Below are 15464 nucleotides of genomic sequence, written 5' to 3' on the forward strand. Positions count from 1 at the left end.
CGCAAGATCGTCAAGACGCGTGGGCACTTCCCGACGGACGAGGCCGCGACCAAACTGCTCTGGCTGGCCTTGCGCAATATCACGGCTGACTGGAGCCGTGCCGCGCATGACTGGAAAGCCGCGATGAACCAGTTCGCGATCCTCTACGAGGATCGCTTCACCAGAAATCATTTGTAGAATGCAATTGATGAGCCTGCCAGACGGCAGGCTTTTATCTGCCTTGCACACAAAAATTCAGACACTCCCGACGGCTCGATTGCACCAACGCGACCCGCTTCAGATTTTCAGTCGCGAAATCTTGGCGCCGGACAGCGACACGTCGCCCATCAATCCGGCGTTGGTCATCACAATGGCTTGAACCGGCGCGGTAGCCGTAGTCGTATCGATCTGGCCGTTCGCTCCGACCTTCACCAGCGCAACCGATCCTTCGCCACCGACTGACCAGCCTTTCGAGTTGCGGAAGCTGTTGAGCGCATCATGCGTCATGAACAGGAAGATGACAGCCTTGGATTGCGCACCTGCCTGCAAGCCGAATGAGGCCGCCGCCGTGCTGTAGTAGCCGACCGTTTTCCCGCCTACCCGCAAAGCGCCCTGGCCGTATTCTCCCCCGGCGACGAAACCCGCTTTGATTACAGACGGGAATACGAGTACGCCATTCGCCTTGCCGACGAGTTCCTTTGAGCCATTGACTGTCTCGAACAGCCGCGACAATGTTCCATTGACCTTTGCGTCGATTTCGTGACGCTTTGCTGCATCGGACTCTGCGGCAACGGCCTCAATCACCGGCGCCGGGAAACCGGCCAACGACAGTCCCATGATCGTTAGCGTTGCGGCACCTGTCTTCAGAACAGAACGTCTGTGCATCATCACCTCCATCAAGGGTCACGGTCGAGTTGACTACCTCTGGCAACTAGCCGGCGTGGCGCGTGCAATCAATGCGTTGGCTATGTTGAGGGCATGACATGGTGGAACCTGGTCGTCAATCTCGTCGGGAAACGAGCAACGCGAAACAAACGGATGGAGCCGGTCGAGGGGCCCGTTATAGCAGGCGGCACAATCGCCTCGACGTAAGTAACTGGAAAGTGAGGCGAGGATTGTGGCGCCGCTAGCGGCGAAGTCAATTGCACCAAAGGCAGGCGAAGCCTTTTCGTCTGGCGATCCAGCAATTTCGATCGATTTGACCCGACCGGGCGCTCGGTCCGTCGTCATGCCAACAATATTGGCAGACTCGCGCGTTGCGCAATAGGACTTAGGTCCAATAGGGTGACGGCAGCTTTTTGCAGGGATGCGCCGGCTTGACTGCAGCGGTCCACATACCGGTATGCGTTCGTCATCCCGCATGGGCTGGCTGAGAGGGAGATCCAGTGTGATCGCTAGCGTATTTCCGGGCGGGTAGCCCTGGCGGCAGCCGCCCGGAAAACGTCAACTTCCGACAACTGCAAGATTGCACGCGTGGAGCATCTGAATCAGTGAAGCGGCGTTGATCCGGGGCGCGTCGACGACGAACAGCGATTCGCGGAACGCATGCTCGACGTCGAAGTGCCCTGCCAGCCAGCCACGCAAAGCCGCCTCGGACATGATGACGATGTTACTGCGGTTCATATCGTCCGTTGCCGTGACATCGGGAATCGCTGGCACGATGTCCGGATCGAAGCCTTCCGTGGTGGCGTGGAAAAATCCCCAGGTGTCGTTCTCGATGAGCAAAACATAGAAGTCCGGCAGCCCGAGAAGCGCCTGCGCGGAATGCGCGGCCTCGATACGCGTCTGCAACTCGTTGAGCGCCTCTACAGCGGCCATGCGTTTTCGGGCCGCAGCGAGCGCGCCGCCATCTACGTCGATCTCGCCGATCAACCCCGCCTCGATCGGTGGCAGGCGGTGCAGATTCGCGGGCACGCCGTCGAAGAACCCCAGACGCAGGTTGTACTGCGCAACGGCATCATGGTAGACCGTGCCGTAGTAGCCGCGGCAAAACCAGCGCTTCGCGAGGCTGTCCGGCAAGCGGATCGCTTCGCCGATCTCCAGCGGCGTCATGCCCTTGTTGGCCATGCGCAGCACCTGGTCGTGCATATAGCGGTACATATCGCGTTGCGCGCGCAGGAAAGCGGTGACGCGATCGTTGCCCCACGTCGGCCAGTAGTGGGAAGCGAAAACCACCTGCATGTCGTCGCCGAACATGTCGAGCGACGTTTGCAGATACTTGGACCACAGCAGCGCGTCGCGAACCTTGGCGCCGCGCAGCGTGTAGAGATTGTGAAGCGTGTGGGTCGCGTCTTCCGCCGCGCAGAACGCCTTGAACTTCGGCAGATAGAACATGAACTCCGAAGGCGCCTCCGACTCCGGCGCCATCAGCACCACGATCTCCACGCCGTCGAGCGTGAGCTTCTGTCCGGTCTTTTCGGCGAACATGGTGGGCACGGCCAGCGTGATCGTGCCGACCGAAGTCGTCTTGCCGAGGCCGCCGTCGACGATGCCCGTTGCGCTGCGCGGAAGCAGCGAGCCATACATGTAGCTGGCGCGGCGTCCCATGGCGTTGCCGGCGATGATGTTCTCGCCTACGGCCGCCTCGGTGAAACTTGCGGGCGCAACGATCTGCACCTTGCCGGATTTCAGGTCGTCGTCGCTCACGAGCCCGCGTACGCCGCCGTAGTGATCGACGTGGCTATGCGTATAGATGACATGCGTTATGGGGTGGTCGCCAAGGTGCGGAATGACGAGCTGCTTCCAGACCGCCGAGGAAACGTCGGTCGTGATGAACGGGTCGACCACGATGTAGCCTTTGTCGCCGCGAATGATGCTCATCACCGAAAGATCGTAGCCGCGCACCTGCCAGATGCCGTCCACCACCTTGAAGAGGCCGTGATTCATGTTGAGCTTGGCGTTGCGCCAGAGGCTCGGGTTGACCGTGGGCGGCGAGTTGTTCTCCGGGCCACCGTGCACGAACGCAAACTGCTGGAGGTCCCACGCAGTGCTGCCGTCGGGTCCCTTGATGACCACGGGCTCGGGGAGCGTCGCGATGAGACCGCGTTTGGCGTCTTCGAAGTCCTGCGCATCTTCGAAGGAAAGGAAGTCGGCGTACTGCTTGTTGACCGCGAGCGTCGCGGCCGTCGCGGGCTTGGCAGCGGGGCCGGTCGGAGAAGCCGCGGTCGCGGCCTGCGCCAGGGTCTCGCCCACCACACCGGAAAGGCCGGTCGCCACGCCGGTGACCGCGACGTTCTTGATGAATGCCCTGCGTCCGCCTGCCTTTGCTGCGTCGTCCGATTGAGACATGTGTACCTCCGGTATTTTCCGCGAAATATTAGGCGCGAGTGGCCCGTGAAATTGACAAGCAATGCCAACAGTGTTTTTTCGCAGAGTCGCCGGATTACGGATATAGGTAGTTGGGGCAACGAGGTTGCCCGAAGGGGCAGAATGAGAAGACACGCGGTGGGCCGCGGGCGGAGTTAGGGTTTGGGGCAGCGTTGCGCTGCGCCCCTCAAGTACGGGCCAGGATATGTACGCCGGGTTAAATTGGCACGGCCCGGCATTGCTGCGTGGCGAATTCGCGTAGCGGACCGATTGCCTGCCAGGAGCAATGACGGGGAAACGGTAGCTCCGTTCACCCCACGGGGGAGTCATGCGGGTCCGCACCTGGCAGCGTCACTGTCCTCCCGCTGCAGACACCGTCTAATAAACACCGGGTACGCCCGGCGGACGATGCTTGAAGCGTCGATGCACCCAGTAATATTGCTCCGGAAACTTCCGTATCTGTGCTTCAAGAAATTCGTTGATTCGACTCGCATCGAGCGTGTCGCTTTCTGATGGAAATTCGCCGAGCGGCTCGAAGATGGTGAGCTTGTACCCCTGGTAGTCTGGCAGCACTTCTGTGACGAATGGCACAACCCGTGCGCGGGCCAGCCGTGCAAGGCGCGATACCGACGTGAGCGTGCACGCGGGAACGCCAAAGAACGGCACGAAAACGGAGTTGTGTACGCCGTGATCCATGTCCGCAGCGAGCATGACCGGTTTGCCTGAGCGAAGCAGCCCAACGATCTTCCTGGCACTCGTTGACCGTTCAATCATCTGCGCGCCAAATCTGCCGCGTTGCCGCTTCGCCAGCTCGCATACGCGTGTGTTCGACATACGCGTATACAGTGAAGCGGCGGGCAGTTGCGTAGAGTAGAGTATGCAGCCCACCTCGATGCTCACAAAGTGAAAGCCCAGAAAGATGGTTGGTGGAGCATTCCTGTCTTCCAGATCGATTCGACTCTCGATACGGACCAGTTTCAGCAGCGATGCCTCGCTGCCGAACCATTGAACGCCGCGTTCGACATAGCTCCGAATGACATGACGAAAGTGGTTTCTCGCAAGCTCATCGTAATCGGCCTCCGACTTGCCCGGAAAGCACAGACGCAGATTGACAAGGACGATTTGCTTTCGTGAGCTTGGGAGCGCAAATAGCATTGCGCCTAGCGCGCTGCCGAGTCTCGCGACCAAGCCATAGGGAAGGACTGCAAAAAGGCGCAACAGCGCCACAACGACAACGAAGCCTGATCGCTCCAGGATATTCCCCTGCTTGCGATGGTCGTCGGTCTCCATACGGATAGTTTTCGGCATTGATGCAAGTGATGTTTGCTGAACGACGTGCGGTGGGTGGCGGAAGGAGAGAAAACGACGAGATCGCATCACCAATGTATTGTCTGTGTTCGTGGTCCTGCGATTTCAAACAAGTATCATGCGCGCTACTTTGTGACAGTCTACTAGACGAGGCGCCATAGGTGTTTCTCCAGGGTGAAGCAAATCGCGCAGTTGAATGATTCCAGGTATCGAGGTTGCCCTGTCTTTAGCTGAGCTTTGCGTTCTGGTGTGGGGCCTTCGCGCCGGGCAACGGCGTTGGCCGAAGTCTAACGGATCCTCTGTGAAAGCGCTTGGTCGGCTGTAACAGTGATCTAAGAGGCGTTTGCAAAGGCAGAACTCGTCACTTCGCCTGGCGCGAGCCTGATCGTGCAGGCACCGACGGGCCAATCCGTTCCGTCCCGCATGCACGGCGGGACGACAACTAACGCTATACGGAGCAGACAGAGTGAGAAAGCAATGGCAATCGTGATGGGTGCCCCAGCGCAAAAGACTGGGAGGGTCTTGACCGCTGGACAATTGAGCGCAAGATAGGCGAACGCGGCTTGGTGGTCGTGCTCGTATCAAAGGTCGGCAGCACGCCTGGGTGCGGCGATACCCGGAGCAGCGATGGAACGCAAGGCTGCGACTCAAGGAGCGAACAATGAAATTCTACGCACGTGAGTACGAAGGGCGGCTGGAAGTGTTTAGCTTCGACGGTGTTTATAGAATTCGCATCACGCAGTTGTGCGGCGCGGCAAAAAAAGCGTTCGCAGATACCGTCCAGCTATGGATAAGTGACGGCGTACCAGCAGGCGAAGCAGTCGCCCGAGAGGCTGAGTCGTTGGCGAGATTAATTAAGGAATACTAGAAAATATGATGCCGCGGCGGACGTAGAAGCAACACTTCATGCTTCTCGCCGTCAGTCGATGCAGGCAACCGTAGCTCGGCTCAAACCGTTGCCACAAGAATCGATTCCCCGCTCGCAGGCCTTAGCCCATCGCTACGGCCTGCGAAATAACGTGCGGTGAGATCCGCGGTCGCAACATGGCGGGCATCGCGCAACCCAGCAATGCGTGCGAGCGCGAGCATCTCGTCGGGTGCGAAGAAGCTCACGAACGGCGTGCCTGCCGCCTTCGCGCGTTCATACACGGCGGCATGCTGCGAGCGCTCGGGCTCCTCGATGAGTTCGAGCGGCAAGAGAAAGGTCATGACGAGCGTCGAGCCCGGTGCGAGCTGCGCGATCTGCCGCAGCGTCGCGAGGTTCGCTTCGCGCGTGAGATACATGGAGACGCCCGTGGAGGCGATCACCGCGGGACTCGCGGCATCGAACCCAGCCGCGGCGAGCCGTTCCCACCACGCCTCACCGGCTTCGAAATCCACCGGCACGAAGCGCAGCCACGCCTGCTCACGAAAGCCTAGCTCCATGAGCCGCTGACGCTTCCATGCCTGCGTGCCCGGCTTGTCCACCTCGTACACGTACAGGCGCGAGGCGATTTCGGGGTGGCGCTGCGCGAACGTGTCGAGTCCCGCGCCGAGAATCGCGTACTGCCGCGCGAGCCCTTTTGCGGTCTGTTCGGCCACGAGATCCTCGACGAAGCGCGCCCGCCCGACGATCGAAGCACGATAACCGCGCGTCCCTTCAGGGTGCATATCGGGCCGCTTGCGCCAGTTCGAGTCCGGCGCGGCGATCTGCATGCCGGTTTCGTCTTCGAGCACGTGGGGCGCATCGTCGACCTGGACGTGCAGCGCGCGCCACAGCGCGACGCGAATGGCAGTGCTGTCGGGAGCGGCGGGATGGCTGGCGGGCATGGTTCGGTCCTCTCGCGCGGGTTTCGTCGCACGATTATCGCGCGCCTGCCTCGCGGCTGTGCGTCCCGTAAATGTCGGCGCTTACTTGCCGCAACGCCTCGATCATCACGCTCGCCGCCGGCGTAAAGAGGCTATCTGCACGCGTGATGATGCCGAAGTCGTCCATCTGGCAATCCATCGGCACGGGCAGGATCGCGACCATGCCGTGCACCGCGTAGTAGCGCGCTACGTCCTCGGTGAGCACGGCGATCATGTCGCTTTGCTCCAGCACGCGCGTGATGAAGAGCAGCGCAGGCGTTTCGACCACGTTCGAAGGGGGCGCCAGGCTCGCGCGCTGGAACATCAGCTCGAAGCGGTGGCGCAGCACGCTGCCGACCGGCGGCACGACCCAGGTGGCGCGCGCGATGTCGGCTAGCGCGATCGGTTGAGCTTTGTCCTGCGCCGCCACAAGCATGGGATGCCCCGGTCGAACCACGGCGCACACGGGCTCGCCCGCGAGCGGTTCGTAACGCAACTGGAGCTTGTCGTGCTCGGCGGAAAGACGGCCCAGCACCACGTCGAGCTTGTCTTGCGCCAGGTGTTCGAGCAGCACGTTGCTGGCGTCGATCTCCACGGATACGCGCAGGTTCGCGTGCGTGCGCTTGACGGCGGCAACGGCCGCCGGCAGCACGCGCACGCCCGGCGAGGTGATCGCACCCACCGCCACGTGGCCAAGGCGCCCCGCCTTGAGCGCGCTCAGTTCCTCTTGCGCCTGGTCGAGGCTGCCGAGCACGGCGCGCGCGTGGCGGATCAGCGCGTCGCCGTACAACGTGGGCCGCATGCCGCGTGGCATGCGCTCGAACAGCACCGCGGCGAGCATGTCCTCGAGCTCCCGCAGGAGCTTCGAGGCGGCGGGCTGCGTCATGCTCAGCGCCGCCGCCGCGCGGTGAATGTTGCCTTCTTCCGCCAGCGCCACGACCAGGAGCAATTGCCGCGTTTTCAGCCGTGTGCGCACGTACCAGGGGCTCGTATCGAGCATGTTTCCGCCTGATTTCCCAAATAGTTTTAGGTGTTTATACTAATGCCGATTTCGATATCGGAAGCATCCATTTTTTCATTAGAAGGTTATCAGACTTCTCCCTAGACTGTGCCGAATCCATCGCTCGATGTACTCGGCGAACTACCCGCTCCACAAGACGAACACGATGTCGGATACCAAACCCAAACTGCGCTCCCAACAGTGGTTCGGCACCACGGACAAGAACGGCTTCATGTACCGAAGCTGGATGAAGAATCAGGGCATTCCCGATCACGAATTCGATGGTCGCCCGATCATCGGCATCTGCAACACCTGGTCGGAACTCACGCCCTGCAATGCGCACTTCCGCAAGCTCGCCGAGCACGTGAAGCGCGGCATTTATGAAGCGGGCGGCTTCCCGGTCGAGTTCCCGGTGTTCTCGAGCGGCGAATCGAACTTGCGTCCCTCGGCCATGCTCACGCGCAATCTCGCCTCCATGGACGTGGAAGAGGCGATTCGCGGCAACCCCATCGACGCCGTCGTGCTGCTGTGCGGCTGCGACAAGACCACGCCCGCGCTGCTGATGGGCGCAGCGAGCGTGGACGTGCCCGCCATCGTCGTGACCGGCGGCCCGATGCTCAACGGCAAGCACGAAGGCCGTGACATCGGCTCCGGCACGGTGGTGTGGAGGCTGCACGAGGAGCTGAAGGCGGGCGAGATCAACCTGCACCAGTTCCTGTCGGCCGAAGCGGGCATGTCGCGCTCGGCGGGCACCTGCAACACCATGGGCACCGCCTCGACGATGGCCTGCATGGCCGAATCGCTCGGTGTCTCGCTGCCGCACAACGCGGCGATTCCCGCCGTCGACGCGCGCCGCTACGTGCTCGCGCACATGTCGGGCATCCGCATCGTGCAGATGGCGCTGGAAGACCTGAAGCTCTCGAAGGTCCTCACGCGTGAAGCGTTCGAGAACGCCATTCGCACGAACGCGGCCATTGGCGGCTCGACCAACGCCGTGATTCACCTGAAGGCGATTGCCGGCCGCATTGGCGTGGATCTCGAACTGGAAGACTGGCAGCGCATTGGTCGCAACACGCCGACCATCGTCGATCTGCAGCCTTCGGGCCGCTTCCTGATGGAAGAGTTCTATTACGCGGGCGGTCTGCCGGCGGTGCTGCGCCGGCTTGGCGAAGCGAACCTCCTGCCGCATCCCGATGCGCTCACGGTCAACGGCAAGTCCATCTGGGACAACGTGCGCGAAGCGCCCAACTACAACGACGAAGTGATCCGTCCGCTCGACCAGCCATTGATCGCAGACGGCGGTATCTGTATCCTGCGCGGCAATCTCGCGCCGCGCGGCGCAGTGCTCAAGCCCTCGGCAGCCACGCCCGAGCTGCTCAAACATCGTGGCCGCGCCGTGGTGTTCGAAAACTTCGACCACTACAAGGCGACTATCGGCGACGAATCGCTCGACGTGGACAAAGACTCCATCCTCGTGATGAAGAACTGCGGCCCGCGCGGCTACCCCGGCATGGCCGAGGTCGGCAACATGGGCCTGCCGCCCAAGCTGCTGCGCCAGGGCGTGAAGGACATGGTGCGCATTTCCGATGCGCGCATGAGCGGCACGGCTTACGGCACGGTGGTCTTGCACGTTGCGCCCGAAGCGGCGGCGGGTGGCCCGCTGGCGGCGGTGCGCAACGGCGACTGGATCGAGCTGGACTGCGAATCGGGTCGCCTGCATCTCGATATCAGCGACGAGGAACTCGCGCGCCGCTTGAGCGATGTCGATCCGGCGGCCGCGCCCGGCGTGGCGGAGCAACTGGGCAAGGGCGGTTATGCACGCCTTTATGTCGATCACGTGCTGCAGGCCGACGAAGGTTGCGACCTCGACTTCCTCGTGGGCAAGCGCGGGGCGGGGGTGCCGCGGCATTCGCACTGAGCGTTTGATGCTTTGAGTCGGGGCGCGCCGGCGCCCTGAGCGCGCGACGGCAACGAAGGGCGCGCGCCGGTGAAAAGAAATATGGAGACACGATGACGAACCCGCAGGTGCTGCAAACCGAGAGCCTCGCGTCTGACGCGAGCCTCGGCAACGAGGAAAGACACATCGTCGGCCATATCGCGCGCCGGCTTCTGCCTTTTCTCGCGCTGATCTATGTGGTGGCGTACGTCGATCGCACCGTGGTCGGCTTCGCGAAGCTGCACATGAACGCGGCCGTGGGCCTTTCCGACGCCGCCTACGGCCTGGGCGCCGGCCTCTTCTTCATCGGTTATTTCCTCTGCGAAGTGCCGAGCAATCTCGCGCTCGCGCGCTTCGGCGCGCGCGTGTGGTTCGCGCGTATCCTCTTCACATGGGGCGTGATCACGATGCTGATGGCGCTCGTGAGCGGCCCGAAGAGCTTCTATGCGTTGCGCTTTCTGCTGGGCGCGGCGGAGGCCGGGCTCTATCCCGGCATTCTGTATTTCCTCACGCAGTGGTTTCCCATGCGCCACCGCGCGCGCGTGATCGGCCTGCTCGTGCTCGCGCAGCCCATCGCCGGCATCGTCACCGGGCCGATTGCGGGCGCGCTGCTCGAAACGCACGGCTTTTTCGGCCTGTCGAACTGGCAGACGCTCTTCGTCGTGAGCGGCCTGCCCGCCGTGCTGCTGTGCATTCCCACGCTGCGTCTCTTGCCCGAATCGCCCGCGCACGCGCGCTGGCTCGACGACACCGAGCGCCGCTGGATCGAGCGCGAACTCGCCGCCGACCAGCGCGCCTACAAGCTCGACACGCATCGCAGCCCGTTCAGCGCGCTCAAGGATCGCCGCGTGCTGCTGCTTGCGCTGCTGTTCCTGCCGTTTCCGCTGTGCATCTATGGTTTATCGCTCTGGTTGCCTACCATTATCAAGGCGTTCGGCGTGAGCGATTCCACGGCGGGCCTGCTTTCCGCGGTGCCGTATCTGTTCGCGGTGGTGGGCTTGCTGATCGTGCCGCGCCATTCGGACAAGCATCGTGAACGCTACGGCCACATCGTCGTGGTCTCGGGCGTCGCGGCGCTGACGATGGCCGCGAGCGCGTGGTTCCACGCGCCGGCGCTGCAACTGCTGTTCATCTGCCTGACCGCTTTTTCGATCTACTCGATTCAGGCCGTGGTCTGGGCGCTGCCCGGCGAGTTCCTCACCGGCGCGAGCGCGGCCGTGGGGATCGCGACGATCAACTCGCTCGCGAATCTCGGCGGCTATCTCGGCCCCTATGGCATCGGGCTCATCAAGGACGCGACGGGCAGCCTGGCGGCCGGGCTTTACTTTCTCGCGGCCACGCTGGTGTTCGCGGTGCTCGTGACGTTCGCCGTGCGCGCGGTGCTGCGCACGCCGTCGAGCGCGGCGGCCGCACCACTGGACAAGGTGGCAAGCGAATCGTGAAGGCGCGGCCTGACACCCTTTCTCAAGCAGGACAGAAGACATGACTACCAGCCGTATGCCCCGCTACCGGGGCATTTTCCCCGTCGTGCCGACCACGTTCACCGAAACGGGCGAACTGGATCTGGCAAGCCAGAAGCGCGCCGTCGATTTCATGATCGACGCGGGCTCGGACGGCCTGTGCATACTCGCGAACTTCTCGGAGCAGTTCTCGCTCTCCGACGACGAGCGCGAACTCATCACGCGCACCGTGCTCGAGCACGTGGCGGGCCGCGTGCCCGTGATCGTGACGACCACGCACTACGGCACGTCTATTGCCGCCGCGCGCAGCAAGCGCGCGCAGGAGCAGGGCGCGGCGATGGTGATGCTCATGCCGCCGTATCACGGCGCGACCTTCCGCGTGCCCGAGCAGCAGATTTACGACTTCTACGCGCGCGTGTCCGACGCGATCGACATTCCGATCATGATCCAGGACGCGCCCGCGAGCGGCACGGTGCTCTCCGCCGCGTTCCTCGCGCGCATGGCCCGCGAGATCGAGCAGGTCTCGTACTTCAAGATCGAAACGCCGGGCGCGGCGAACAAGCTGCGTGAGCTGATCAAGCTGGCAGGCGAGGCAGTAGAAGGCCCGTGGGACGGCGAAGAAGCCATCACCTTGCTCGCGGACCTGAACGCCGGCGCGACCGGCTCGATGACGGGCGGCGGCTTCCCGGACGGGATTCGCCCGATTATCGAAGCCCACCGCGAAGGCCGTACCGACGACGCATTCGCGCTTTACCAGAAGTGGCTGCCGCTCATCAATCACGAAAATCGCCAGGCGGGCTTGCTCGCCTGCAAGTCGCTGATGAAGGAGGGCGGCGTGATCGAGTGCGAACTGCCGCGCCACCCGCTGCCCGCGATGAATCCCGCGACGCGCGCCGAGCTGATCGACATTGCGCGCCGCCTCGATCCGCTCGTGCTGCGCTGGGGTAAATAAATCATTCGTCATCCAGAATAAAGAATCTCCCTGAACAGAAGGGGCGGAGATACGTCATGAAAGCGTCCTATACGTTGGGTATCGTCGGCGTCGGCAAGATTGCGCGCGACCAGCATCTGCCCGCCATCGCGGGCAATCCGGGCTTCGAACTCGTCGCGAGCGCGAGCCGCAACGCGCAGGTGGAGAACGTGCGCAACTACAAGGACCTCGGTGCGCTGCTGGCCGCCGAGTCCGATCTCGACGCCGTCTCGCTGTGCGCGCCGCCGCAAGTGCGTTACGCGCAGGCGCGCGCCGCGCTCGAAGCGGGCAAGCACGTGATGCTGGAAAAGCCGCCTGGCGCGAGCGTGAGCGAAGTCGAGGCGCTGCGCGAACTCGCGCAAAAGCGCGGGCGCACGCTGTTCACCACGTGGCATTCGCGCTGCGCGAGCGCCGTGGAACCCGCGCGCGCGTGGCTCGCTGAGCGCACCATTCGCGCCGTGCACGTGCGCTGGAAGGAAGACGTGCGCCGCTGGCATCCGGGCCAGCAGTGGATCTGGGAACCGGGCGGCCTCGGCGTGTTCGATCCGGGCATCAACGCGCTTTCCATCGTCACGCGCATCCTGCCGCGCGAAGTGCTGCTGCAGGGCGCGACGCTGCACGTGCCGGGCGACTGCGCAACGCCAATCGCCGCGGAGCTCGACTGCATCGACACCGACGGCGTGCCCGTGCGCGCCGAGTTCGACTGGCGCCACGGTCCGGTCGAACAATGGGAAATCGATGTGGAAACCACGGATGGGCTGCTCTCGATTGCGGAAGGCGGCAAGCGCCTCGCGATTGCGGGCGAGCCGGTCGCGCTCGACGCGGAAAGGGAATATTCGGCGCTCTATGAGCGCTTTCACTGGTTGATCGCCCACGGCACCGACGACGTGGACGTGCGCCCGCTGCGCCTCGTGGCGGACGCATTCCTGCTCGGCAGACACGTCGAAGTCGAGGCCTTCGGCCATTAAAGGCGCTTACTTCAAGCATGACACACACGTAGCAAACCACACCTGAGGAGACAGAAGCATGACCAGCAAGATCCGCCGTTTGACCCTTCGTGCCGCATTCGCGGCGATGTGCATCGCTCCGCTCGGCATGAACGTGGCGGCGCACGCCGACTCGCCCGTGAAGATCGGCTTCCTCGTGAAGATGCCGGAACAGGCATGGTTCATCAACGAGCAGAAGGCCGCCACGGCGCTCGGCCAGAAGGAGAGCTTCTCGGTGGTGAACATCGGCACGCCGGACGGCGAGAAGGTGCTCGCCGCTATCGACAACCTCGGCGCGCAAGGCGCACAGGGCTTTGTGATCTGCGCACCCGACGTGCGTCTCGGACCGGCAATTCAGGCGCGCGCCAAGCGCTACAACATGAAGTTCGTGACGGTGGACGACCAGCTCGTCGACTCGTCGGGCAAGCCGCTCGGCAACGTGCCGCACCTTGGCATGTCGGCGTTGAAGATCGGCAATCAGGTCGGCCAGGCGATCACCGACGAAATGAAGCGCCGCGGCTGGAAGCCGGAAGAAGTGGGCGCGCTTCGTATCACCGACTATGAACTGCCCACGGCGAAGCTGCGCACGGATGGCGCGACGCAATCGCTCCTGGCTGGCGGCTTCAAGAAGGAAAATATCTTCGACGCCCCGCAAAAGACCACCGACGACGAAGGCGGCTTCAATGCGGCATCGCCGGTGCTCGCACAGCATCCGAACATCAAGAAGTGGGTGGTGTTCGCGCTCAATGAAGAAAGCGTGCTGGGCGCCGTGCGCGCGACCGAACAGCTGCACATCCCTTCGGCTGACGTGATCGGCGTGGGCATCAACGGCGCAGGCGAAGCGTTCGCCGAGTTCCAGAAGAAGCAGCCTACGGGCTTCTACGGCACGATCGCCGTGAGCTCGACGAACCACGGCAAGGAAAGCGCCGAGAACCTCGTCGAGTGGATTCGCGACGGCAAGCAGCCCGCCGCCGACACGCAGACCACTGGCAAGCTGATGACGCGCGACAACTGGACGGCCGTGCGCAGCGAGCTGGGCATCTAAGGACTGCGTAGAAAGATCGAGGCGACGGATAGGGCAGGGATGCAATGACTGAAACGATGACTGATGCGAACGCGCAAGCGAACGCGGTGAAGAGCGCTCAACAGGGGAATCGCGCGTATCTGGAGCTCGACGGTATTACCGTGAGCTTCCCGGGCGTGCGCGCGCTCGACCGCGTGGCGCTGGAAGTGCGTGCCGGCGAAGTGCACGGTTTGATGGGCGAGAACGGCGCGGGTAAGTCCACGCTGCTCAAGGTGCTCTCGGGCGTGAACCAGCCGCAGGAAGGCACACTCAGGCTGAATGGCGTGGAGCACCGCTTCACGACCACGAAAGCGGCGCTCGAAGCGGGTATCGCGATCATCTATCAGGAACTGCATCTCGTGCCCGAGCTGACGGTGGCGGAAAACCTGATGCTCGGGCAGTTGCCCAACCGTCTCGGCGTGCTCGACGAAGGCACGCTCGTCAAGCGCGCGATGGATGAACTCGAGCGGCTTGGCGAGCGCATCGATCCGCGCACGCCGGTGAAGAATCTCTCCATCGGCCAGCGCCAGATGATCGAAATCGGCAAGGCGCTCATGCGCGACGCGCGCGTGATCGCCTTCGACGAACCGACCAGTTCGCTCTCGGCGCGCGAGACGGAGAACCTCTTTCGCATCATCAACGCGCTGCGTGCGGATGGCCGTGCGATCATCTACGTCACGCACCGCATGGACGAGGTCTATGAGCTCTGCGACCGCGTGACGGTGTTCCGCGACGGCAAGCGCATTGAAACGTTCGATTCGGTGGCCGATCTCGACCGCAATCGCCTGATTGGGGCGATGGTGGGCCGCTCGATCGAGGACGTGTACGGCTATCGTGCGCGCAAAGCGGGAGGCGTGCTGCTCGAAGCGAAGGGCCTGCTAGGTCCTGGGCTGGCCGAGCCGGTCTCGTTCGCGGCGCGGCGCGGCGAGATCGTCGGCTTCTTCGGGCTCGTGGGCGCGGGGCGCTCGGAACTCATGAAGCTGATTTACGGCGCGACGCGCGCAAGCGCGGGTCACGTCGAACTCGACGGCAAGCGCGTGAACTTCGCAAGCCCTCGCGACGCCGTGCGCGCGGGCCTCGCGCTATGTCCCGAGGACCGCAAGCAGGAAGGCATCGTCGCGATCGCCTCGGTGGCCGACAACCTCAACATCAGCGCGCGCCGTCACTTCAGCCCCGCGCGCTTCCTGCTCGACGCGCGGCGCGAGCGCGATCTCGCGCAGGACTACATCAAGAAACTCGCGATCAAGACGCGCAACGGCGACACGGCCATCGGCACGCTTTCGGGCGGCAACCAGCAGAAGGTGATTCTTTCTCGCTGGCTCGCAGAGCGTATCGAAGTGTTCCTGATGGACGAGCCCACGCGCGGCATCGACGTGGGCGCGCGCGCCGAAATCTACAACCTGCTGTACGAGCTCGCGGAAGCGGGCAAGACCGTGATCATGGTGTCGAGCGATCTGGCCGAGGTGATCGGCGTGTCGGACCGCATCATCGTCATGCGCGAAGGCCGGATTGCGGGCAGCCTGCCGAAGGCCGAAGCCTCGCCCGACGAACTGATCAAGATGGCGCTGCCGCGCTAAAGCCTGATTTTTGCCTTGCCGGTCGCGTCTGCGGCGAACTGAAGCCGCGCAG

Annotated in this window: 12 protein-coding genes and 1 pseudogene; 8 read left to right on the forward strand and 5 right to left on the reverse strand. The window is 63.3% G+C overall.

What is annotated here, in order from left to right:
• A pseudogene (locus tag M3I54_RS21430) lies at positions 1–177 on the forward strand (IS256 family transposase); the annotation flags it as partial.
• Between the two features lie 99 nt (positions 178–276).
• On the opposite strand, the gene M3I54_RS21435 reads toward M3I54_RS21430, so the two are convergent.
• The 3 genes from M3I54_RS21435 to M3I54_RS21445 form a co-directional block, all read right to left on the reverse strand.
• On the reverse strand, positions 277–864 hold the full coding sequence (locus tag M3I54_RS21435) for a YSC84-related protein (protein WP_375542185.1): 588 nt from the start codon (positions 862–864) through the stop codon (positions 277–279).
• Positions 865–1422: 558 nt separating this feature from the next.
• On the reverse strand, positions 1423–3267 hold the full coding sequence (locus M3I54_RS21440) for an alkyl/aryl-sulfatase (RefSeq protein WP_254339581.1): 1845 nt from the start codon (positions 3265–3267) through the stop codon (positions 1423–1425).
• 396 nt (positions 3268–3663) lie between these two features.
• Positions 3664–4575: a lipid A biosynthesis lauroyl acyltransferase gene (locus tag M3I54_RS21445; protein WP_302059064.1), complete on the reverse strand. Its 912-nt coding sequence runs from the start codon at positions 4573–4575 to the stop codon at positions 3664–3666.
• Positions 4576–5254: 679 nt separating this feature from the next.
• Between M3I54_RS21445 and M3I54_RS21450 the strand changes: the two genes are divergently transcribed.
• Complete coding sequence (locus M3I54_RS21450) at positions 5255–5461, forward strand: hypothetical protein (RefSeq protein WP_254339583.1); 207 nt, start codon at positions 5255–5257, stop codon at positions 5459–5461.
• Positions 5462–5541: 80 nt separating this feature from the next.
• On the opposite strand, the gene M3I54_RS21455 is transcribed toward M3I54_RS21450, so the two are convergent.
• Together M3I54_RS21455 and M3I54_RS21460 are read right to left on the reverse strand one after the other, a co-directional pair.
• Positions 5542–6402 (reverse strand): class I SAM-dependent methyltransferase, encoded by an 861-nt coding sequence (locus M3I54_RS21455; RefSeq protein WP_254339584.1) that lies wholly within the window; start codon positions 6400–6402, stop codon positions 5542–5544.
• A gap of 34 nt (positions 6403–6436) precedes the next feature.
• Positions 6437–7420 (reverse strand): LysR substrate-binding domain-containing protein, encoded by a 984-nt coding sequence (locus tag M3I54_RS21460; RefSeq protein WP_254339585.1) that lies wholly within the window; start codon positions 7418–7420, stop codon positions 6437–6439.
• Positions 7421–7586: 166 nt separating this feature from the next.
• Here M3I54_RS21460 and M3I54_RS21465 point away from each other — a divergent pair, with 166 nt between their 5' ends.
• From M3I54_RS21465 to araG, 6 genes are all read left to right on the forward strand, one after another.
• On the forward strand, positions 7587–9338 hold the full coding sequence (locus M3I54_RS21465) for an IlvD/Edd family dehydratase (RefSeq protein WP_254339586.1): 1752 nt from the start codon (positions 7587–7589) through the stop codon (positions 9336–9338).
• A gap of 92 nt (positions 9339–9430) precedes the next feature.
• Entirely contained in the window at positions 9431–10798 is a 1368-nt protein-coding gene (locus M3I54_RS21470) for an MFS transporter (protein ID WP_254339587.1), read from the forward strand.
• A 40-nt stretch (positions 10799–10838) separates the two neighbouring features.
• On the forward strand, positions 10839–11768 hold the full coding sequence (locus M3I54_RS21475) for a dihydrodipicolinate synthase family protein (protein WP_254339588.1): 930 nt from the start codon (positions 10839–10841) through the stop codon (positions 11766–11768).
• 56 nt (positions 11769–11824) lie between these two features.
• Positions 11825–12754, forward strand: coding sequence for a Gfo/Idh/MocA family protein (locus M3I54_RS21480; RefSeq protein WP_254339589.1), 930 nt, complete (start codon positions 11825–11827; stop codon positions 12752–12754).
• A 58-nt stretch (positions 12755–12812) separates the two neighbouring features.
• Positions 12813–13817 (forward strand): arabinose ABC transporter substrate-binding protein, encoded by a 1005-nt coding sequence (locus tag M3I54_RS21485; protein WP_254339591.1) that lies wholly within the window; start codon positions 12813–12815, stop codon positions 13815–13817.
• Positions 13818–13873: 56 nt separating this feature from the next.
• Complete coding sequence (gene araG / locus M3I54_RS21490; protein WP_254339593.1) at positions 13874–15412, forward strand: L-arabinose ABC transporter ATP-binding protein AraG; 1539 nt, start codon at positions 13874–13876, stop codon at positions 15410–15412.
• The last annotated feature ends 52 nt before the right edge of the window (positions 15413–15464 follow it).

Source organism: Paraburkholderia sp. CNPSo 3274 (genome assembly GCF_024206475.1).
GTDB lineage: Bacteria > Pseudomonadota > Gammaproteobacteria > Burkholderiales > Burkholderiaceae > Paraburkholderia.

Excerpts from the sequence above, each read along its gene's own strand:
- araG (WP_254339593.1), top strand. The coding sequence starts at position 13,874 with ATGACTGATGCGAACGCGCAAGCGAACGCGGTGAAGAGCGCTCAACAG.
- M3I54_RS21480 (WP_254339589.1), top strand. The coding sequence starts at position 11,825 with ATGAAAGCGTCCTATACGTTGGGTATCGTCGGCGTCGGCAAGATTGCG.
- M3I54_RS21460 (WP_254339585.1), bottom strand. The coding sequence starts at position 7,420 with ATGCTCGATACGAGCCCCTGGTACGTGCGCACACGGCTGAAAACGCGG.
- M3I54_RS21440 (WP_254339581.1), bottom strand. The coding sequence starts at position 3,267 with ATGTCTCAATCGGACGACGCAGCAAAGGCAGGCGGACGCAGGGCATTC.
- M3I54_RS21475 (WP_254339588.1), top strand. The coding sequence starts at position 10,839 with ATGACTACCAGCCGTATGCCCCGCTACCGGGGCATTTTCCCCGTCGTG.
- M3I54_RS21435 (WP_375542185.1), bottom strand. The coding sequence starts at position 864 with ATGCACAGACGTTCTGTTCTGAAGACAGGTGCCGCAACGCTAACGATC.
- M3I54_RS21445 (WP_302059064.1), bottom strand. The coding sequence starts at position 4,575 with ATGGAGACCGACGACCATCGCAAGCAGGGGAATATCCTGGAGCGATCA.
- M3I54_RS21485 (WP_254339591.1), top strand. The coding sequence starts at position 12,813 with ATGACCAGCAAGATCCGCCGTTTGACCCTTCGTGCCGCATTCGCGGCG.
- M3I54_RS21465 (WP_254339586.1), top strand. The coding sequence starts at position 7,587 with ATGTCGGATACCAAACCCAAACTGCGCTCCCAACAGTGGTTCGGCACC.
- M3I54_RS21450 (WP_254339583.1), top strand. The coding sequence starts at position 5,255 with ATGAAATTCTACGCACGTGAGTACGAAGGGCGGCTGGAAGTGTTTAGC.
- M3I54_RS21455 (WP_254339584.1), bottom strand. The coding sequence starts at position 6,402 with ATGCCCGCCAGCCATCCCGCCGCTCCCGACAGCACTGCCATTCGCGTC.
- M3I54_RS21470 (WP_254339587.1), top strand. The coding sequence starts at position 9,431 with ATGACGAACCCGCAGGTGCTGCAAACCGAGAGCCTCGCGTCTGACGCG.